Origin of the sequence: Solwaraspora sp. WMMD791 (assembly GCF_029581195.1) — a bacterium.
GTDB lineage: Bacteria > Actinomycetota > Actinomycetes > Mycobacteriales > Micromonosporaceae > Micromonospora_E.
Map to the genome: position 1 here is coordinate 5,659,784 of NZ_CP120737.1, position 18,894 is coordinate 5,678,677.

The following is an 18,894-nucleotide window of genomic DNA, read 5'->3' on the forward strand; positions in this document are numbered from 1 at the left end:
CACCGGCAAGTTCTTGCGACGGTCCCTGCAAGCCCTTCCATTACTTGCAACGCCTTGCTAACGTCCCGGCAACACGCGACGAAACCTGTGCCGTGAACGCGGCACCGTACCGCAATAACTTCCACGACAGGAGTCCCGATGCGCGTCCGTACCACGTCGGTGGCCGCCGGGCTGGCCGCCGTGCTCGCACTGGCCGCCGCCGGCTGCGGCAGCAGCGACGGCGAACCCGCCACCACCGACAGCCCCGACGCCGCCGCCGGCGGCACCCTGGTGATCTGGGCCGACGACAAGCGCAGCGCCGCCCTCGCCCCGTTCGCCGAGAAGTTCGGCGCCGACAACGGCGTCACCGTCGAAGTCCAGGCCATCTCCAAGGACCAGCAGACCACCTTCGTCACCGCGTCACAGCAGGGCAGCGGCCCGGACGTGATGGTCGGCGCGCACGACTGGATCGGCAACCTGGTGCAGAACGGCGCCATCGAGCCCGTCCAGCTCACCGCCGACCAGACCGCCGGCTTCGCCGAGGTCGCCATCCAAGCGGTCACCTTCAACGGCCAGGTCTACGGCGTCCCGTACGCGATGGAGAACGTCGCCCTGATCCGCAACACCGCGCTCGCCCCCGACGCCCCCGCCACCATCGAAGAGCTCGTCGCCACCGGCCAGCAGCTCAAAGCTGACGGCAAGGTGTCGGAGATCCTCTGCCTGCAGGTCGGGCAGAACGGCGACGCCTACCACCTGTACCCGCTCTACACCTCGGCCGGCGGCAGCCTGTTCGGCACCACCGCCGAAGGCGACTATGACCCGACGCAGCTCGGCGTCGGCACGCCGGAGTCGATCGCCGCGTTCGAGAAGATCGCCACCCTGGGCGAGAAGGGCTCCGGGGCGCTGAAGCGCTCCATCACCCCGGAGAACTCGATCGCCACCTTCACCAGCGGCAAGTGCGCCTTCCTGGTCTCCGGGCCGTGGGCGATCACCGACGCCAAGGGCGCCGACATCGCGTACGACATCAGCCCGGTCCCCGGCTTCGCCGGTGGCGCACCCGCGCAGCCGTTCGTCGGCGTGCAGACCTTCTACGTCGCCGCCAAGGGCACCAACAAGGCCCTCGCTCAGGAGTTCGTCGCCAACTACACCACCCAGACCGACCTGGCCGTCGCCCTCTACGAGGCCGAGCCGCGCCCGCCGGCGCTGACCGCCGCCCTCGACCAGGTTGCCGGCAGCGACCCGGATCTGGCGAAGTTCCAGCAGGCCGGGCAGGGCGGCGCGGTGCTGCCGGCGATCCCCGAGATGGCCGCCATCTGGGACCCGTTCGGCAAGGCCGAGGCCGCGATCGTCGGCGGTGCCGACGTGGCGAGCACGATGACCGCCGCCGGCAAGACGATCGCCGAACAGATCAAGTAATGCGCGACACCGGAGCCGGCGGTCTGCTGGCCAAGGCGCTGCTGCTCGGCCTGGTCGCGGCGATCGCGATCTGGGCGGCGTTCCCGCTGATCGACGCCGAAGCCTGGGTCGGGCTCGGCATCCTGGTCGCCACGACCGCCGGCATCGGTTACCTCTACCTCGGTCGGCGACACGTGCCGGCGAAGTACCTGATCCCCGGCACCCTGTTCCTGATCGCCTTCCAGATCTTCCCGGTGCTCTACACCGCCTCGACCGCGTTCACCAACTTCGGCGACGGACACCGGGGCAGCAAAGCTGAGGCGATCGCGGCCATCCAGGCCACGTCGGTGGTCCAGGTCCCAGGATCCATCGAGTACGCGATGACGGTCGCCACGGTCGGCGACCCGGCCACCGGTGACCTGGTGCTGCTGGTCGTCGACCCGGCCGACGGGGTCGTCTACGCCGGTGACGCCGACGGGTTGACCGAGCTGCCGGCCGGCGACGTCACCGTCACCGACGCCGGCAAGGTGACGTCGGCCGACGGGTTCACGCTGCTCAACGCCGGCCAGGCCAGCGCCCGCAGCCAGGAGATCACCGACTTGGCGGTGCCGACCGACGGCGGGGCGATCCGCTCCATCGGGCTGTCGCGGGCGTACGAAGGGGTCGCGGTCCGGGCGTACGACGACGGTTGTGATTGTGTCACCGACACCGTGACGGGCACGGTGTGGACGGCCGACGACGACGCCGGCTCGTTCGTCTCCGCCGACGGCGACCGGCTGCTGCAGGGCTGGCGGGTCGGCGTCGGCCTGGACAACTTCACCCGCGTGCTGACCGACCGCAACATCTCCGGGCCGTTCCTCGGCACCCTGGTCTGGAACTTCGCCTTCGCGATCGGCTCCACCGGCGGCACGTTCGTCCTCGGGCTGCTCTGCGCCCTGGCGCTGCACTCCGACCGGGTGCGGGGGCGCAACCTCTACCGGGTGCTGCTGATCCTGCCGTACGCGATGCCGTCGTTCGCGATGCTGCTGGTCTGGCGGGACATGTTCAACACCGACTTCGGGCTGATCAACCAGTTCTTCGGGTTGACTGTGGACTGGTTCGGGCAGGACTGGTCGGCCCGGCTGGCGGTGATCGGCGTACAGCTGTGGCTCGGGTACCCGTACATGTTCCTGGTCGCCACCGGCGCGCTGCAGGCCATCCCGAAGGAGCTGACCGAGGCCAGCTCGATCGACGGCGCGAACCCGTGGCAGGCGTTCCGCCGGGTGACGCTGCCGCTGCTGCTGGTGGCGTTGACGCCGCTGCTGATCGCCTCGTTCGCGTTCAACTTCAACAACTTCAACGCGATCTATCTGACGACCGAGGGTGGGCCGTTCCCGGCGGACAACCCGAGCGTCGGCGCGACGGACCTGCTGATCACCTACACGTACCGGTTGGCGTTCGGCGCGGCCGGCGCCCAGTACGGCTTCGCCGCCGCCATCTCGATCTTCATTTTCACGCTCGTCGCGGTGATCTCCGCGGTCAGCTTCCGGCGCACCCGGCAACAGGAAGAGGTGTACGGATGAAGCAGCGCTCGCTGACCCGCTGGCTGGGTCGGGTCGGCTGGCGGCACCTGGTGGCGCTGCTTGCCGTGGCGTTCTCGCTGTTCCCGATCGTGTTCGTGCTGTCGGCGGCGGTGAACCCGCTGGGCACCCTGTCGTCGACCGACCTGTTCCCGACCGGGGCGTCGGGCAACAACTTCCGCCGGCTGTTCGCCGACACGTCGTTCGGCCGCTGGTTCGGCAACTCGCTGCTGATCGCCGGGCTGGCGTCGTTCGCGTCGGTGTTCCTGTCGTCGCTGGCGGCGTACGCCTTCTCCCGGATGCGGTTCCGGGGCCGGCGCGTCGGTCTGCTGTCGTTGCTGCTGATCCAGATGTTTCCGCAGTTCCTGGCGATCGTGGCGATCTTCCTGATCTTCTCGACGATCACCGACCTGTGGCCGACGATCGGCTTCAACACCCCGTGGGGGCTGATGCTGCTCTACCTCGGTGGCGCGCTCGGGGTGAACACGTGGCTGATGAAAGGCTTCTTCGACACCCTGCCGAGGGAGTTGGACGAGTCGGCCACCATGGACGGGGCGTCGCACGCCCAGGTGTTCTTCCGGATCATGCTGCCGCTGGTGGCGCCGATCCTGGCGGTCACCGGGCTGCTGGCGTTCATCAACACCATCAACGAGTTCCTGATCGCCAACGTCTTCCTCACCAACCCGGAGGCGAAGACGCTGGCGGTCGGCATGTACGGCCTGGTGGCGGGGGAGCGGAACAACAACTTCGGGATCTTCGCCGCCGGCACGCTGCTGACGGCGATCCCGACGGTGCTGGTGTTCCAGCTGCTCAGCCGCTACATCGTCTCCGGTCTCACCTCCGGGTCTGTGAAGGGTTAACACTGTGGGCCAGCTGTTCGAGGCGCACCATGACGGCTCGTCGTTGTATGCGCCGGGTGCCGCCACCGGGGTAAACCTGGGTGATCGGGTGTCGGTCTTCGTCCGGGTGCCGGCGGGTGCGCGGCCGGTCGACAACCTGTGGGTACGCTCCACAGCCGACGGTGAGCCGCGCTTCACCGAGGCGGTGGTCGACCGGCAGGATCCGAACGGGGACGTGTGGTGGCGGGGCGAGGTGGAGGCCCGTAACCCGGTCACGCCGTACCGTTTCCTGCTCGCCGGCGGCGACAGCCCGGCCGGGTCTGCTGGTGGCGGCGGCTCTGCTGGCGGCGGGGGTGGGCGGCGCTGGTTGACCGGGGTCGGGGAGGTCGACCACGACGTGCCGGACGCCACCGACTTCCGGATCGTCACCCATGATGCGCCGCCGGCCTGGGCCGCCGACGCGGTGATCTACCAGATCTTCCCGGACCGGTTCGCCCGGTCGGCTGCCGCTGACGGGCGGGAGCTGCCGGAGTGGGCGATCCGGTGCGACTGGGACACCCCGGTCGTCGGGCGCGGGCCGGAGACGCCGTACCAGTTCTACGGCGGGGACCTGGACGGCATCCGGGAGCGGCTCGACCACCTGGAGCGGCTCGGCGTCAACACCGTCTACCTGACGCCGATCTTCCCGGCCCGGTCCAATCACCGGTACGACGCCGCCGCGTTCGACCACGTCGACCCGCTGCTCGGCGGCGACGAGGCCCTGGCGCGGCTGTCGGCGGCGGTGCACGCTCGCGGTTGGCGGCTGCTCGGCGACATCACCAGCAACCACACCGGCGACGCCCACCCGTGGTTCACCGCCGCCGTGTCGGACGTAACGTCGCCGGAGCGAGAGCTGTACTACTTCGGCGACGACGGCGACTATGAGTCGTGGCTGGGCGTGAAGTCGCTGCCGAAACTCAACTGGGGCAGCGCTGAGCTGCGGCGACGCTTCGTCGATGGGCCATCCTCGGTGGCGCGGCGGTGGCTGCTGCCGCCGTACGGGTTGGACGGTTGGCGGATCGACGTGGCCAACATGACCGGCCGGCGCGGTGCCGACGCGCACACGCTGGAGGTGGCCGCCCTGCTGCGCCGGGCGGTCGCCGAGACCCGGCCGGACGGGCTGATCGTCGCCGAGCACGGGCACGACTTCACCCGTGACCTGGACGCCGACGGTTGGCACGGCACGATGAACTATGCCGGGTTCACCCGGCCGGTGTGGAGCTGGCTGCGGTCATCATCGTTGGAGTTGCCGGACTTCCTCGGCGTACCGGGTGGGGTGCCGGCCCGGTCGGGGCCGGCGGCGTTGGCGACGATGCGCGCCTTCGGGGCGTTGGTGTCGTGGCGGTCGCTGGTGCATTCGTGGCAGCTGCTCGGCTCGCACGATTCGGCCCGGATCCGGACGGTGGTCGGGGACGCGGCCCGGCAGGAGGTGGCGGCCGGGTTGCAGTTCACGCTGCCGGGGACGCCGATGGTGTTCGCCGGGGACGAGTTGGGGTTGCGGGGTGACAACGGGGAGGGTTCGCGGACGCCGATGCCGTGGGGTCGGCCAGACTCGTGGGACGGGGCGACGTTCGGGGCGTACCGGGCGTTGGTGGCGCTGCGTCGGGAGGTGCCGGAGCTGCGGCACGGCGGGCTTCGTTGGGTGTACGCCGATGACGACGCCCTGGTCTATCTGCGGGAGTCGCCGACCGGGTCGGTGTTAGCGATGGCCCGGCGGGCGTCGGGTGCTCCGGTGCGCCTGACCGGTCTGGCCGCCCCGCCGGACGCTGCTGCTCCGGCACTGGTCAACCTGTACGGCGGCGCACCACCGCTGCGCCCGGCCGCTGACGGCACCCTGACCTTGCCAGCCGACGGCCCCACCTTCCAGGTATGGCGCCTCCCCTGACGCCACGTTTCTGCTCCTGCAGACCCATGAGCTGTACATCAGCCACGTCCACACGCGAGTTCAACGTGGCTGACGCACAGCTCAGCACCCGACGGGTGGCAGTGCTGGCAGTCGTCACGCGGCGACTTGTGCAAGGCAGCCCTTGCAGTCAATTGGACGGGCTAAGTATGCAGATCGCGGCATGTCAGGACATCTTGCAGGCTTACCTTGACCGGCTGCGCACGGTCGTGTAGACGCTGTCGAGGCGACGTGTTCGCCGGGGGCAGGCCCGCACGCCGGGTCGGTTGCGCATCGCCTGGCGGACCCGAGACACGGCGTGGCCGCCGCACGTTGGCCCTGCGTGAAGCCCGCTGCGACTCAGGCACTTTTAGGCAAACGGCCATCCAGTTGCGTTCGCACGAACTCAGTGAATCGGGCGGTATCTGCAAAGTAGTTCGGGTACGCGTCGCGCAGTTGGCTGACGCGCGCGATGTTGATGAGCACCACGTCCAGGTTCTCGTCGTCTAGAGCCTCTAACGCGGTTAGCCGTGCCTCCGCGTCGGCCAGCGTCTCGTGGACCGTCACGGTAAGCCGCCCCTCGCGCCGAAAGAGCTCAAGGGTCAGGGTGTTCCGGCGGTCCGTCGTCGCGTGCTCGCCGACGATCGCCGCGTAGCCGCGGAGCCGCCCCAGGACGCCTACGGTCACCTCCAGCCGCGCCAGCTCGTCCGCCAACTCATCGGGAGTTCCTTCGGCACCGGGTACCGGAGCGGTGCCCTCCTCGTGCGCCATGAGGGACGCGACCAAGACGAAGAACCGGAGCGTGTCTGGGTCGCCCTTCCCGTACTTCAACTCGCTGCCCGAGAAAAGGTCCATCGTCTCGACTGCGGTCGCCCAGGCGTGCTGCAACTGCGTGCGCACCTGCAGTTCGATCCGCAGGCCGTGGTACTCCTTCTTGGAGGCCCCGTACTCGTAGACCAAGTGGACGCCTCGGTAGCCGGAGTTCCGAGGCCCCGGGTCATCGCGCAGATAGTCGTAGACTTTCTTCACGCGGTTCCTGCTCCTTGGCAGGTCCGCCAAGATGTCAATTAACTTGTCCACTTCGGCGACCGACTCGAAGACCACCCTGCAGCCCCCGAGGTCCTGCATGGTAGTCACGCTCATCGTGGGATGGCGCTTGAGCTTGTCGATGATCGTGGGGAGGCGTTTCCGACGCTCGGCCACGACGGCGTTTTGGTTCACGCCGAGCGCGCGCTGGCGTACGGTCACGGTGACGGCGTTCAAGGGAAACGCGTGGGCGAGGCGGTAATTGCTGAGGACTTCCCGAGCTGCCCGAATCTCCTCAGACGTTCCAGTCCCCTTGCCGATCACCCGGCTCGCCCGCTGGACGGCCTTGTTGGAGTGCTCGGGCACCACCCACTTCTTCATGGCCTCGACCGTACCTAACCCCGCTCCGACGCTTCCACCGAGTTCCCCCTGCGTCCCGGGCGGTCCCGCGAGCCCCGAGTCGCGTCGGTCTGGCGCTGTGGACGAACGCACATCAAGCAGAACAGTGCAGCGCAGTGGACGTGCGCCCTCCCGCCGGGGATGAGTTGGGGTTGCGGGGGAGAACGGGGAGGGTTCGCGGACGCCGATGCCGTGGGATCGGCCGGGTTCGTGGGATGGGGCGACGTTCGGGGTGTATCGGGCGTTGGTGGCGTTGCGTTGGGAGGTGCCGGAGCTGCGGCACGGCGGCCTTCGCTGGGTGTACGTCGATGACGATGCCCTGGTCTATCTGCGGGAGTCGCCGTCCGGTTCGGTGTTGGCGTTGGCCCGGCGTGCGTCGGGTGCTCCGGTGCGGTTGTCGGGCCTGGTGGCTTCGCCGGACGCTGCTGCTCCGGCGCTGGTAAACCTGTACGGCGGCGCGCCGCCGCTACGCCCGGCCGCTGACGGCAGCCTGACCCTGCCGGCCGCCGACCCCACCTTCCAACTTTGGCGCCTTCCCTGACGCGCTGAGCTGCCACGGCAAAACCATGAGCTGTACGCCAGCCACGTCCACAGGCGAGGTCGAGGTGGCTGGCGTATGGCTCAGCACCGACGTGTGGCACAGCGGCTGACCGTCGTCACGAGGCGACTCTTGCAGGCAGCCCTTGAAGTCAATCTGGATAGGCTAAGTATGCAGATCGCGGCAGATGCGGATACCGACGACAACGCCATGATCTGTGACATGGATCTTCGTTGATCGCCCTGGCTCACCGTTGTACCTACGCCGAGGATCGGTGGCATGGCTCTCGCGCCGGCGTTCGTGTCGCCTTGTGGTGGACGGCGTTGCGTACCGGTGGACGTTCCGCCGCAAGCCGACCTATTCCGAGGGTTTTGCTGAGTCGCTGCTATCCCATTCGCAGAATGTAGATCATGAAAGTGGAAGCTCCGGCTAGAAACCGCCGCGCACCCGTTGTTTGCGCTCCCTGCGCAACGCATCGTCACGCTTTTCGGTGTACATGGCGATACCGGCCCTTCCCATGGCCGCGACGTTGGGATCGTCGGCTTTCGCGTAATCCGCAAACTGCTTTAGGTGCTTGGCGGCGCGCTCAGAGTCCTCGCCCCACTGCACGCCACACTCTGCGAGGGACGCGAGGGCATCTGGCGCTACGCCCCGCGGAATTAGAAGCTTGGCCAGGTCGACGATTGAGGGCTCGGACGGCCCAAGTCCGTCGTGTGTGTTTAACGCTTCATCAGGCGTGATTAGATCGGCGTCAAGCGCTTCTTCGATCCACCCGAGGTCGTCTCCTGGCATGTAGCGCAACAGAAACCATCGTAGTCTGCGGTTGCCTCCGAACTCCCGCATAATCCTGGTCTTGCCGGCGCGGTCGAGAAGGTGCAGGCCCTGAGCCGCCTCGTCGGGGCTTCCAAAACGATCACGGTCTACAACTTTCCGAAGCTGGCGCTTCATGCACGCAACAAGCACCGAAGGATACCGTTTGCCGAGAAATTTGAAGAGCGCACCAAGCTGGTGGTCCGAGATCCCCGGAATTATCGACGAGTCAAACTGCTGGATAGCTGCCAACCATTCGTCTTCAACTTCTGGGTTCCAATCCTCGGTGTCGTCATCATGGATTGGCCGCGCTAGCGCAAAGGCAAACGCGCTGCGCGTTTCTGCGCTGGCAGCGGTGAGAAGATTGCGTTGGGTCGTCACAGATAGCTTGTGGTTGAATACAAGTCCTTCGAGAACGGGATAGTCACTCGGGCTGAGCGCGGCGAGCACATTGCTCAGAATTGGTTCAGGCATCTGCGTAGACAAGACTGAACGCAGTACCGGCCAGCGCGCAGCCGTGTCGGCCAGGCATCTGCCTAGCAGATCCACCGACAGCGAACTGCCGCTAGCTGCACAAGCTTCCAGAAAGGGCTCGGCATCGGGGAATAGGCCATAGGCGAGTGCCGCTTCCACCCATGTCTCAGGATCTCGGATTTGTTCGGCGATGGCAACGCACGCCCAAAGAATGCGACTTGGCCAGGTCACCCTTGCGATGTCGAGTTGCAGCCGAATGTCAACGAGTCGTTGCACGACCGTCCCGGCGTCCTCGTTGGCCCACGTTCGGACGAGCTGCTTGACCAAATTGTGCACGGCATCTAGGGACCTCCGAAAGTCCCTGCCACGCTCAACATCGACATAGAACGCGGCCCGCTCGATTGGCATTTGTAGCCCGAGGTCAGGTGCGTGTCGTGAGGCCCATCTGGCCAGGTATACGGTGAGGCCGTCTGATCCCGAAACAAGCGGAGCTAACTCCCTAAGTAGCTTGATGCCCCAATGGCGTGCAGCCTTGATAGAGGGTTCGGAGTGGCTTCCGCCGAAGGGCCGGTCGTAGCCGTCGCCAATACGAAGCCATTCAGTGGCGACGTCGATTACCTCACGCACAACGTAGGGGCGGTCTGCGGAGATCCCTGACCTGATATGGGGCCATACCGTTTCGTAAATCTCGCGAATTTGGTCAGCGCTAACAACAGCTTCCATCATGTGCACTCGACGTCGGTCTGCGGCATCTACCCAGCGACCGCTGATGCGTATCGAAAGTGCATGCGCTGAGACCGCGCCATACACCCGCCATGCTGCTGCGTCCTCACGTCCCCTGATCCATGCGCTACCGACCTCCGCAGCTACCGCGCGGATCTCGTGTCGCGGCGCGAGGTCGGGGTGTTGATTCTTAATAGCGTCCTCAAGTTCGCGAAGCGGATGCTGCGAATATTGGTTGGTCGGGCGCTCGTCGAATCGGGCCAGATCAAGCAAGAGTTGTATGGCCTCGCGCATGCAGTATCGCTTGGTTATCAGCGCGGCAAGGCCGCAAATTCCCTCAACCTGCCTTGGGTCGACAGCGCCTTGCGCTTGAATTTCGTCAAAATCCGCTCGGGCCCATGCGATCACCTCTCTCGCAGAGTGGACATCAACGCAGGCGTACTTGTTAGCCAGGTGTGTTATGCCCCTTGTGGTGCCAAAGTCGCCATCTCGATAGCGATGCACGAGCTGCCGCGCGAAGGGTTTTGCTTGCGCCACGCCAAGAAGTGCGCTCTCAATAGCTGCCTCGGTAATCTGGGGTATGTGATCGGGCCAGTTCTTTATAAGGTCAGTCAAGTCCACTGGGACCTCTGATCGGAATGCATGTTCCGCTACCAGTGCGCGGGCGAGCATCGGGGGCCGAACGTCGTATCGCCGCTGTCCATCAAACGTATCGGAAACGTCTAGGATCCCGCTGCGCGCCGTTCGCTCAAGCAATATTCGCATACTGGGCGCCGATATGCCGAGGGTATGAGCCATAGCCGGAAGCTCGCCGATAGTGATTCCGCCCAGAGCGGCTATTCTTGTCAGGAGGTCAGTTGCTTCGTCCGCGACGTGGGCCTTGTGTAGATACGATTCTACCTTCCCAAGGAGCACTCTGCCATCGAGCAGTGAACTCCATTGGTTAGTCTTGGTCAGCATGTCCGCAAGCGCCACGGCCCAGCCCGGACGGCCTTCTGCCTGGTCAAGAATCTCGTGCCGGGCAAGCTGGCTTCGAATCCCCATGCCGATGATCACTCGATCGACATGCTGTCGCTCCATAAGCTCGACGGGGATAATAGTGCATGAAATGAGGGAATCCTGAACCAATTTGAGCTCGTCTGGCCAGCAGACGCAAATGAGCCTATAAGTGAGCAGATCGTAATTTGATCGGCGTAGCTTAACTAACTGCCGTACCAAATCGAGGTTATTGCCACAGTCGTCAACTATCAAGCATTCGGGGGTGAGCCACATTAGATCATCTCCGAGGCTCTGCCGGGCTGCCATGTCAGTGTCAACGAAGAGTGCGCGAGGGAGTGCTGCCGCAAGTCGTGTTTTTCCGACACCTGGAGGGCCAACGAGAATGGTGTCCTCGGCGCTTGACTGCAACAAGTCGAGTTCAGAGTCCCGACCCACGAGCGGTAAGGAAGCCCAGGGGCTCTCGGCGATGTCGGGCGGCGATTTGGAGAGTGCGATCGGTTCACCGGGCAGGTTGAGCAGCGCCTTCCGCCACTCTCCGTCTCGGCGGAGCCTGCTCGCGAAATATCCTCTGTCGTGAAACGCCTCGATCGCGAGGCCCGACTTTTTCGCCGTGTCTCTTAGTTTCTGCCGCTGTGTCTCATTCAATATTGCCGGATTCGCTAACACTAGCCGCTCAACTGGGACGCTGTTATCCCGGAGACTTCTTATTCCTCCGACCATATTTTTGCGAACGCCTTCGACGGACCGTGCCGATGTCACAACAAGGCGTGGGGGTATGGCGTCGCCTGTTCCATGAATATCTGCATCTCGACCCGAATCTGTACCTCCGCGGATCGGCGACAGGCCCGGATAAACCTCGATCAGCATGTCGGTGGCGCAACGCTCGAATAGATCAGGGTCCAGGCGCTTCGTAGCAAGCGCGTGCTCAATTCTGTCAAGGTCGTGCATACCGCTGGCTGAAGAGAACCCTGCGCTCATGGGTCGCAGCTTATCGTACTGTCTTTTTCTGACTGCGGGCCCGCGATGCCGGTACGCGAGGCGTCGCCTGTACCACCTCATCTTCAGGGAGCGACACGAATGCCGCGCCAGCCTTCGGCAGTACCCAGCCGCCGAACGCCATGATCGTTTGGGTACTGGCTCCTGCGACCTGGGAGTACACCCCCAGTGGCAAGATCAGGTGTACTGTCATCGGCTAGAAGGGTGCAGCGCAGTGGACGCGCCCTCTCGCCGGTGACGAGATCGGGTTGCGGGGGAGAACGGGGTGGGTTCGCGGACGCCGATGCCGTGGGACCGGCCGTGCTTCTGGGATGGGGCGATATTCGGGGTGTATCGGGCGTTGGTGGCGTTGCGTTGGGAAGTGCCGGAGTTGCCGCACAGCGGGCTGCGTTGGGTGTACGCCGATGACGACGCCCTGGTCTATCTGCGGGAGTCGGCGTCCGGGTCGGTGTTGGCGCTGGCCCGGCATACGTCGGGTGCCCGGTGCGCCTGACCGGCCTGGTCGCCCCGCCGTCCGCTGCTGCTCCGGCACGCGCCAACCTGTTACGGTGGCGCACCACCGCTGCGCCCTGACCGTGCCGGCCGCCGCCCACCGGCCTCAACCTTTCGACCCTGGCACCTCGCCTGACCCACGCCCTGCCCGGCGATGTCGAGAGGTGTACGCCAACCACATCCACCTGCGAGTCAGAGGTGGCTTGCGTGCAGTTCAGCAGAAACACGGGCTGGAATAGATAGTGTTCCAGGTAGGCCATGGTGATACATTAAAGCCCTTTCGGGTTGCGATAGTATCTGGAGTGTGGCTCTATGGCGTGCTCGCGAAACCTGCCCGACGATATGCGAAGACACGAAACATGGGCAAGGTAAAGCGGGCCGTCGGATCAGTTGCATCACGGGAAAGGCTTTCTGAAATCGTCTTCCAATCACTTTGGCTTAGATTACAATAGAGTCTTACGTGTTCCACGGAGGTCCGCACTTGTTCGGCTAAGAGTGCGCGGATCCGTTGATCGGGATTTGACTCTATTGGCTCACTGAAGCCTTCGATCCGCGACAACCGCGCCAGAGCTGCAATCGCTTCAATCTCGCGATGTACCTTCGCATACCGTCCCCCTGTGGCTGTAAAGAATAACAGGACGCCGCCTAGTGTCAGGGAATGCGCCAGGTCCACGAGCTCCCTTCGAAAGGTATTCGCCATTCCGACGGTGGTGAGAAAATTTGAAACAAATATAAGATCATATGCACTAGGTATCTGTGCTGGATGCGAGTAAGCTTCCCGCCAAGCTTCCTTTGGGTCGATGTACTCATCTGCATCGTCATAATCACGGATGATCGAGTCTCTGATTGCTCTCCGATGTCCGTGATGCCGTTCATGAGCTGAGAATCCCGTGAAGTTTTTGAAACTACGACTAAAAGGAAGGGCGTGCCATCCAATCGGTGGCGCGCGATGAACCATTAGCTGTTCCGAGAAGTTGTGAATGATGGTGTCCCACGCTATGCCCCGATCCAAGGGGTGGATTGTTGCCCTGCCAAATTCATGCTGATCACCCACCGTGCTGCTCCAATCTGCCAGATTGTTGTAGAAGTCGAACGCGGCAAAGGAGCTCGGAGCCGGTCCAGATCCGATGTCAAGAACAGCTATGCGTTGCCGGCGGAGGGGCACCCATCCAAGCTTCAGTAGTCGTTGTAAGACCTGGCCCGCGCGCCCATAGCGGTCCGCAAAATGGAGGATAAAATAGGCGAGCCCTGACTCGATATCCGAAAAGTCGAGATCATCACAACGTCTGAGCGCGTCAGGAAGCCTGGACGCAAGAAGGGAGCGGTTAGCCCGACCGGCAAGCATGTCGAACGTGGCAATTACGCTATCGCATACCGACTTCATTTGGATTGTATCTAGGCCCGTGCTGCGGTACCAAGAAAGATGCTCGTCAGCGTTCGCGGTCTGCCATTGGCGAGCTGACGAGCCAGGTCGATTCATCATGTGCCAAATACTATCGCACCGGTTCCGTCTGTCCTGTTGCCGATGAAGCTGCGCTTACCCTGGCGGCTTCCCAACTGCGCCTTCCCAACTGCGCCTTCCCGTACGTCACTTTATGCCGGCCGATGAAATCCTTACAGTAGAAAAGGTCGCTTGAAAGGACACTGATATCAAGCAGAATAGAACAGGGCGTTGCGAATGCTCTCCACGCCGAGAGGTGGGTAGTGGGGTAGCAGCGGGAAGTGTCTGCGATGTCAGCGCTGCCGAGGGTGGAGATCTGTATAGCGTGGACTTACCCTATTCAGGGCCGACATCGTGAGATCGTGGATTGCATCTTGGCTTTGCTGGTATCGACGTATCCGCCAATTTGCCAATTCGCCTGTGAGGCTTCAGACTCTCTCTTTTCCCTCCTGTGTGTGCTCCCTGGGTCCCAGGTTTTTCTGTATGTCGGCCTCCGAGGAGAAATAGGGCAGGAGTACCAGGTAGAGACATATCCACCAAGCGTAGATGGCTGCGGCGCTCCAGGACTGCGGGTCGTTGAGTAGTCCGTGAGCCAGGTCATTCCGAAGGTTCGGCCCGAGTTGCTCGCAGAGCAACGCGCGTAGCTCAAGGGTCAAGCTCGGCCCAAACGCGCGAACTGCCTCCGGCATTGCCAGCAGTGCGTTCAAGCTCTTCTCGGATTCCACGCCGCGCTCGTCCACGATCAATGTGTAGGCACCTCGGGCTCTCAGGAAAGCTCGCGCCATCTGCTCGACCTGCGGGACAAGCACCGAGATGGCTGACGGGAAATCACCAGACAGTCCGTGCCATAGTCCTCGCGCCCACAGATAAACGTGACCTTGCGGGACAACAAGCGATTCGTGGCAAATCTCGGCTAGGAAGTCGAGATCGAAGCGATGTTCGAACGTCAGCACCTCGAATGCAGGACTGATCAGGGCCTGTACAAGAAGATCGACCCGCCAGGAGAACGAACGGACCACCTCGGCAAAAACCGCCGTGTCGGATAAGCCCTCAGCGCCGATCCCTCCTCGAGCGGCCACTTTGCGCCCATCGGTGCTGAAAGTGGAGGAGCTGAACAGGCGAAGAATACTACTTTGTAGGTGATTACGTGCATCAGTTGTGGCAGCTGTGGCGTCGATCAATGGTGTTAGGTTAACGAATGCTTTGAGCGCATCGATTCGACTCTTTCCTGAGACCGAAACTCGCGCAAGTTGGATATATCGAGCAATGTTGACTGACTCTGACTCGATTCGATGCATCTGCTCTAGCGCCATCGTGCGGACCTCGGTGAGGCGGTCGCGGAGGTCCTGTAGGAGGTTGTCAAGGCCATGCGCGGATCGGTATGCGCGAGGAATTTTGCGTACCACGGCGATAGCCTTCTCAAGAAACGTGCCGGCTACGAGGGCGCTGTTGTCTCGTGCCAGACGTTCGTTCGCCTCATCGATGTACGCCCGTGCTATTCGTTCAACGCAGGCGTTAGCAAGCTCATTCTCGCGAAGGCGTCCGTACCAGGTGGCGGCTTCGCGCTCGTATGCGCGCCTTAGCCTGTGATCTCCGGACAGTGTAGCGGCAACCGATGCGAGATGATCGGCTAGGTCACGGGCTGCGGTTTTCTCGATGGCTCCAGTCGTTCCCAGCAAATCAGAGACCCCGATCGCCATGTAAGCCGCAGAGCTGTCGCTACCGAGGAGAAAGCCGAGAAGGGTTGCAGCCATCTCGCTCGTTGCGATCCGGCCCTGCTTTCCGCGACGCAAAGATAACTCTATTGCTCGCCGCCAACTGTCGCGGCCAGTGGCGTTCCAACAACTTGGGGTTAATGGTAGGGAGCGGTAGCTATCCACAGCTGCCGTCAGCATCTCCATGTTGCTGCGATCGCCATACGTCCACACAACGTCGGCCACCCGCGCTTTGAGGGTCGGCTCACCGATCAGGGGGACAATTCTACCCAGCAACTCAAGATCTGAGCCGCTTAGATCGCTCGGGATGACAGTCCGCTCATTCCCAAACTGCATGGCGGGTGCAAATGGTTCTCCCCAATTGTCGGCAACGAGCATCGCCGAGGTCGCCTTGCACAAAACGTCGAGAACCCTAACCTTGAGGCTTCCTTCGCTGACTGCTGCTTCGGCCTCCGACCTTAGTTTGTCAAGCTTAATCGAGATCAACATCGGTTCGAGGAAACCGCAGGGCACATCATCGTCATCCAAAATGGCGGGCCGCCACCAGGACGCGTCTATCGACTCGCCACCGCCTTCATCGTTTATTGCTGTACTGGTCACTTAATCTGCCTATTCTCTCTGCTTACAGGTGCCACGCCGGGTGTGTGGGACACCAGATTGTCGCGCACGGCGGGGCCGAGCGCATCCAGGTTTCCTCGCTGATCGGAGGGGCTATCGGTCGACCAGCATTGCTGTTGTGGCCCTTGTCTGGAAGCAGGTTGGGACTGTCCACGATGGCGGCCGGCGGCGCTGCCGCACCCTCTCGGGGTGCCGCTGAGCTAGCTAGCGGTCCGGGGTTCCTTTGGCACGAAGACACCGAGTCCCTGGTGGCCGTACAGCTCGCCGGTCTCGATCAGGATCGTGATGGCCTGACGGACGGTCGACTGGCTCCTGACCTCGTAGAGGTCGGCCAGCTCCCGGGTTGACGGCAGCCGGTGTCCTGGCGGCCACTCGCCGGAGGCGATGCGCTGCCGGATGTCGGCGATGATGCGGCGGTAGTGCGGCTCGAACTGACGTGCGGGCATGTGGAAATCCCCCAGCTAGGCCCGCACATTCGATCACAGATCACGAGGTCACTTCAAGTGCATCGTTGACTTTACCGACAACGTCGGTAAGGTGGGCGACGGTTCCCCCCAGCTAGGCACTGCGGGAGACCCGCCGGGGTGGCGTCGATCCCGTGGAGCGGCGCTCAGCTGCTCCTTCGACGATCGGCGCTACCCCGGCGATCCCCATCGACGCCCCGGCCGAGCCGGTGCACGCGGCACTGTCGGCCACTGCACGCAACCCAGGAGGAATCCCGATCTTCGGCGTTCGGCGGAACGTGAGCCGCCGAGATGCCCGTACCAGCGGCCCTGCGGGCGTACCGCCGTTTGTGGCTGCGTGCGCAGGGCGGGCGGCCCGACCTCCGCGCCCCCGTTCGGGGTCGGGCCGCCCATCCCACCTTCCCCACCGAACCGCGATGTAGCGGCGATCCCGTGACCTATTGGAAGGGCGGTCCCACCCGTGCGCAGACTTCTCGACCTTGTCCTGTTCCCTCGGCGTACCCGGCGGCAGGCCCGGCTGCTCGCCAGCCTCGCCAACCAGACCCGGCCGCCGGCCCGGCCACCCGCCGCTGCTGCTGGCGGCGGGTCGCGTCCGCCGGCCCGGCGCGGCGGCAACGCCGGCACCCACCTCTACTACGGCGCCAGCGTGGTGCGGCCGTCGATCAGCCCCGGGCTGGTCCGCGACCGCCGGTTCCCGGTCCGCACCCGGCGCGGTTGCGACCCGACCGAGGTACGCGCCTTCCTGCACCTGGTCGCCGACGAGTTGACGGCGGTGCGGGCCGAGTTGGCGGCCACCCGGGACGAGAACGTGCGGATCAAGCAGGCGTTGCGGGACTGGCAGTCGCAGCAGTTCCAGGCCCGGCCGGTCGGTTGAGCACAGTAGGCGATGTAGGGAGAGGGGTGCGTTGATGCTGGATGTGGTGCTCGCCGCCACCATCGCGGTGCTGGTCGGCGCGGTGGTCGGGTTCAGTCTGTGTCGGCATCGGCACCGCTGGTGTCCCGGCTGCGGCCGTACCCTGACCTGCCCGGCATGTCCGACCGGCGGGCTGCTGCCCGCGCAGGTCGAGGCGGCCGGGCGTCGGTGGGCGCCGCAACCGGCGCGGACCGTGACCCTGCGGCGGACCTGGGTGTGGCCCGGCCGGACCTGGGTGTGGCCCGGCCGGACCCGGCGGCGGGCCGGCCGGTGACCGCGCGGGTGGTGGCGGTGGTGGGCCGGGTCGGGCATGTGGCGTGGCGTCCGTCGTGGCGGTGCCGGGCCTGCCGCCGGCCGTGGCCGTGCGAACCGGCCCGCGCGGAGCTGATGGCGAGCTTCGACCGGATCGGCCGCTGCATGTACGTCGCCGAACTCGCCGCCGAAGCCGCCCGTGACCTGCCCGGCCTGACCCCGGCGCAGACGTACGCGCGGTTCATCGCGTGGGCGCGGCGGCGGGAGCCGGCATGACGGTCTACCGCACCCGGACCACCACGGCCGCCGCCGCTGTCGCTTCCGGTGGTGGGGTGCCGGTGCCGGCTGCGGCGGTACGGGGCCGGTCGCCGCTGCTGGCCGACGAGTTCTTCCTGCTGGCGGCCGACGGTGTGACAGGTCGGCCGCGTCTGCCGGCCGGGCCGCTCGGGTACGGTCTGGCCGCCGCCCTGCTGGCCGACCTGGTCGACGCGGGCGCGTTACGGGTACACGATGGCCGGTTGTGGCTGGCCGCGCGGCACGTGCCGGTGGACGCGCTCGGCGGCTGGATCCTGCGTTGGCTGGCAGCGGAGCCGGGGCACCGGCGGGTGGGGACGTGGTTGGCGTTGCTGGCGCCGCGGGCCCACGGCCAGGTCGCGCGGCGGCTGACCGCGGCGGGCGTGGTCCGGCCCCGGACGGTACGCCGCCGGCTGCTGACCACCGCCGTGGTCCATGTCCCGACCGACATGAACCGGGCCGCCTGGGCCTGGGCCCGTCTGACCGTACGCCTACAGCGCGGCGAACCGCTGCCGGATCTGGAGGCGCGGCTGGGCGGGTTGTGCCTGGTGACCGGGCTGGACGACTTCGTGCTCACCGGCCTGCCGTCGGCGGCCCGCCGCCATCTGCACCGGGAGACCGCAGCCCGCCTGCCGGCCGAGATCGCCGAACTGTTCACCATCGCCCGCCACCGCCTCGACGGCGCCACCCACCGCCGCCGCTGACCATCCTCGAGCGTCTTCGGCAGTAGGCTCGCCAAGTGCGGTTCTTCCTGATCAGAAGGTGCTTCACGGCTGCAGACAAAGGTTGAGGCGAGGGATCGTGTCGTTAGCGGCGCTGGTCAGACTCACGGATCGGGCCGCTACATGATCAACGGCCCGGTGGGAAATTGATCTTGATTCCTGGATGCTTGGTCGGGGCGAACGATTCCTGGCTCTTCTCCCATCTACCAGCGGAAACAAGGGATTCGCTGGCCGAACCACTCTGGAGTTGAGACGGAATCGTGACCACAACCCGCCCGAAAGCACCACCCCCCAAGTAGCGATTCGGCACCGATACCGACCAAAC

Annotated in this window: 15 protein-coding genes; 10 read left to right on the forward strand and 5 right to left on the reverse strand. The window is 64.8% G+C overall.

Going from position 1 to position 18,894, the window contains the following annotated elements; genetic code table 11:
* Positions 1-138 precede the first annotated feature (138 nt).
* Genes O7623_RS25415 through O7623_RS25430 form a run of 4 tightly spaced genes read left to right on the forward strand, consistent with a single transcriptional unit; the run spans position 139 to position 5,696 of the window.
* Positions 139-1,395: a maltose ABC transporter substrate-binding protein gene (locus tag O7623_RS25415; protein WP_282225487.1), complete on the forward strand. Its 1,257-nt coding sequence runs from the start codon at positions 139-141 to the stop codon at positions 1,393-1,395.
* On the forward strand, positions 1,395-2,936 hold the full coding sequence (locus tag O7623_RS25420) for an ABC transporter permease subunit (protein WP_282225488.1): 1,542 nt from the start codon (positions 1,395-1,397) through the stop codon (positions 2,934-2,936). The genes O7623_RS25415 and O7623_RS25420 overlap by 1 nt, the downstream gene beginning before the upstream one ends.
* On the forward strand, positions 2,933-3,793 hold the full coding sequence (locus O7623_RS25425) for a sugar ABC transporter permease (RefSeq protein ID WP_282225489.1): 861 nt from the start codon (positions 2,933-2,935) through the stop codon (positions 3,791-3,793). Before O7623_RS25420 ends, O7623_RS25425 begins: the two co-directional genes overlap by 4 nt.
* A 43-nt stretch (positions 3,794-3,836) precedes the next feature.
* On the forward strand, positions 3,837-5,696 hold the full coding sequence (locus tag O7623_RS25430; protein WP_282229568.1) for a glycoside hydrolase family 13 protein: 1,860 nt from the start codon (positions 3,837-3,839) through the stop codon (positions 5,694-5,696).
* Positions 5,697-6,053: 357 nt separating this feature from the next.
* Here O7623_RS25430 and O7623_RS25435 read toward each other — a convergent pair whose 3' ends face one another.
* Positions 6,054-7,100, reverse strand: a complete 1,047-nt coding sequence (locus tag O7623_RS25435; RefSeq protein WP_282225490.1) for a RelA/SpoT domain-containing protein — start codon at positions 7,098-7,100, stop codon at positions 6,054-6,056.
* Positions 7,101-7,305: 205 nt separating this feature from the next.
* On the opposite strand from O7623_RS25435, the gene O7623_RS25440 reads away from it, so the two are divergent.
* Positions 7,306-7,659 carry a hypothetical protein gene (locus O7623_RS25440; protein ID WP_282225491.1) on the forward strand — a complete coding sequence of 118 codons (354 nt, stop codon included), beginning with the start codon at positions 7,306-7,308 and terminating at the stop codon, positions 7,657-7,659.
* A 426-nt stretch (positions 7,660-8,085) separates the two neighbouring features.
* On the opposite strand, the gene O7623_RS25445 is transcribed toward O7623_RS25440, so the two are convergent.
* Positions 8,086-11,640 (reverse strand): hypothetical protein, encoded by a 3,555-nt coding sequence (locus tag O7623_RS25445; RefSeq protein ID WP_282225492.1) that lies wholly within the window; start codon positions 11,638-11,640, stop codon positions 8,086-8,088.
* 283 nt (positions 11,641-11,923) lie between these two features.
* Between O7623_RS25445 and O7623_RS25450 the strand changes: the two genes are divergently transcribed.
* The gene (locus O7623_RS25450; RefSeq protein WP_282225493.1) at positions 11,924-12,151 is read left to right on the forward strand and encodes a hypothetical protein; all 228 of its coding nucleotides are present in this window, start codon (positions 11,924-11,926) and stop codon (positions 12,149-12,151) included.
* 309 nt (positions 12,152-12,460) lie between these two features.
* Here O7623_RS25450 and O7623_RS25455 read toward each other — a convergent pair whose 3' ends face one another.
* The 3 genes from O7623_RS25455 to O7623_RS25465 form a co-directional block, all read right to left on the reverse strand.
* Positions 12,461-13,633, reverse strand: a complete 1,173-nt coding sequence (locus O7623_RS25455) for a hypothetical protein (RefSeq protein WP_282225494.1) — start codon at positions 13,631-13,633, stop codon at positions 12,461-12,463.
* Positions 13,634-14,019: 386 nt separating this feature from the next.
* On the reverse strand, positions 14,020-15,906 hold the full coding sequence (locus O7623_RS25460; protein WP_282225495.1) for a DUF4209 domain-containing protein: 1,887 nt from the start codon (positions 15,904-15,906) through the stop codon (positions 14,020-14,022).
* Between the two features lie 218 nt (positions 15,907-16,124).
* Entirely contained in the window at positions 16,125-16,370 is a 246-nt protein-coding gene (locus O7623_RS25465) for a winged helix-turn-helix domain-containing protein (RefSeq protein ID WP_282225496.1), read from the reverse strand.
* 478 nt (positions 16,371-16,848) lie between these two features.
* Here O7623_RS25465 and O7623_RS25470 point away from each other — a divergent pair, with 478 nt between their 5' ends.
* Genes O7623_RS25470 through O7623_RS25485 form a run of 4 tightly spaced genes read left to right on the forward strand, consistent with a single transcriptional unit; the run spans position 16,849 to position 18,551 of the window.
* Entirely contained in the window at positions 16,849-17,262 is a 414-nt protein-coding gene (locus O7623_RS25470; RefSeq protein WP_282225497.1) for a DivIVA domain-containing protein, read from the forward strand.
* Positions 17,263-17,296: 34 nt separating this feature from the next.
* A complete protein-coding gene (locus O7623_RS25475) occupies positions 17,297-17,575 on the forward strand; it encodes a hypothetical protein (RefSeq protein ID WP_282225498.1) in 279 nt (92 codons plus the stop codon).
* Positions 17,518-17,829 carry a hypothetical protein gene (locus O7623_RS25480; protein WP_282225499.1) on the forward strand — a complete coding sequence of 104 codons (312 nt, stop codon included), beginning with the start codon at positions 17,518-17,520 and terminating at the stop codon, positions 17,827-17,829. The genes O7623_RS25475 and O7623_RS25480 overlap by 58 nt, the downstream gene beginning before the upstream one ends.
* Positions 17,826-18,551: a GPP34 family phosphoprotein gene (locus tag O7623_RS25485; protein WP_282225500.1), complete on the forward strand. Its 726-nt coding sequence runs from the start codon at positions 17,826-17,828 to the stop codon at positions 18,549-18,551. Before O7623_RS25480 ends, O7623_RS25485 begins: the two co-directional genes overlap by 4 nt.
* The last annotated feature ends 343 nt before the right edge of the window (positions 18,552-18,894 follow it).

What these genes read in the sequence shown, in the direction of transcription:
- O7623_RS25415 (WP_282225487.1), top strand. Translation starts at nt 139, where the DNA reads ATGCGCGTCCGTACCACGTCGGTGGCCGCCGGGCTGGCCGCCGTGCTC.
- O7623_RS25420 (WP_282225488.1), top strand. Translation starts at nt 1,395, where the DNA reads ATGCGCGACACCGGAGCCGGCGGTCTGCTGGCCAAGGCGCTGCTGCTC.
- O7623_RS25425 (WP_282225489.1), top strand. Translation starts at nt 2,933, where the DNA reads ATGAAGCAGCGCTCGCTGACCCGCTGGCTGGGTCGGGTCGGCTGGCGG.
- O7623_RS25435 (WP_282225490.1), bottom strand. Translation starts at nt 7,100, where the DNA reads ATGAAGAAGTGGGTGGTGCCCGAGCACTCCAACAAGGCCGTCCAGCGG.
- O7623_RS25440 (WP_282225491.1), top strand. Translation starts at nt 7,306, where the DNA reads ATGCCGTGGGATCGGCCGGGTTCGTGGGATGGGGCGACGTTCGGGGTG.
- O7623_RS25445 (WP_282225492.1), bottom strand. Translation starts at nt 11,640, where the DNA reads ATGAGCGCAGGGTTCTCTTCAGCCAGCGGTATGCACGACCTTGACAGA.
- O7623_RS25455 (WP_282225494.1), bottom strand. Translation starts at nt 13,633, where the DNA reads ATGATGAATCGACCTGGCTCGTCAGCTCGCCAATGGCAGACCGCGAAC.
- O7623_RS25465 (WP_282225496.1), bottom strand. Translation starts at nt 16,370, where the DNA reads ATGCCCGCACGTCAGTTCGAGCCGCACTACCGCCGCATCATCGCCGAC.
- O7623_RS25475 (WP_282225498.1), top strand. Translation starts at nt 17,297, where the DNA reads ATGCTGGATGTGGTGCTCGCCGCCACCATCGCGGTGCTGGTCGGCGCG.
- O7623_RS25485 (WP_282225500.1), top strand. Translation starts at nt 17,826, where the DNA reads ATGACGGTCTACCGCACCCGGACCACCACGGCCGCCGCCGCTGTCGCT.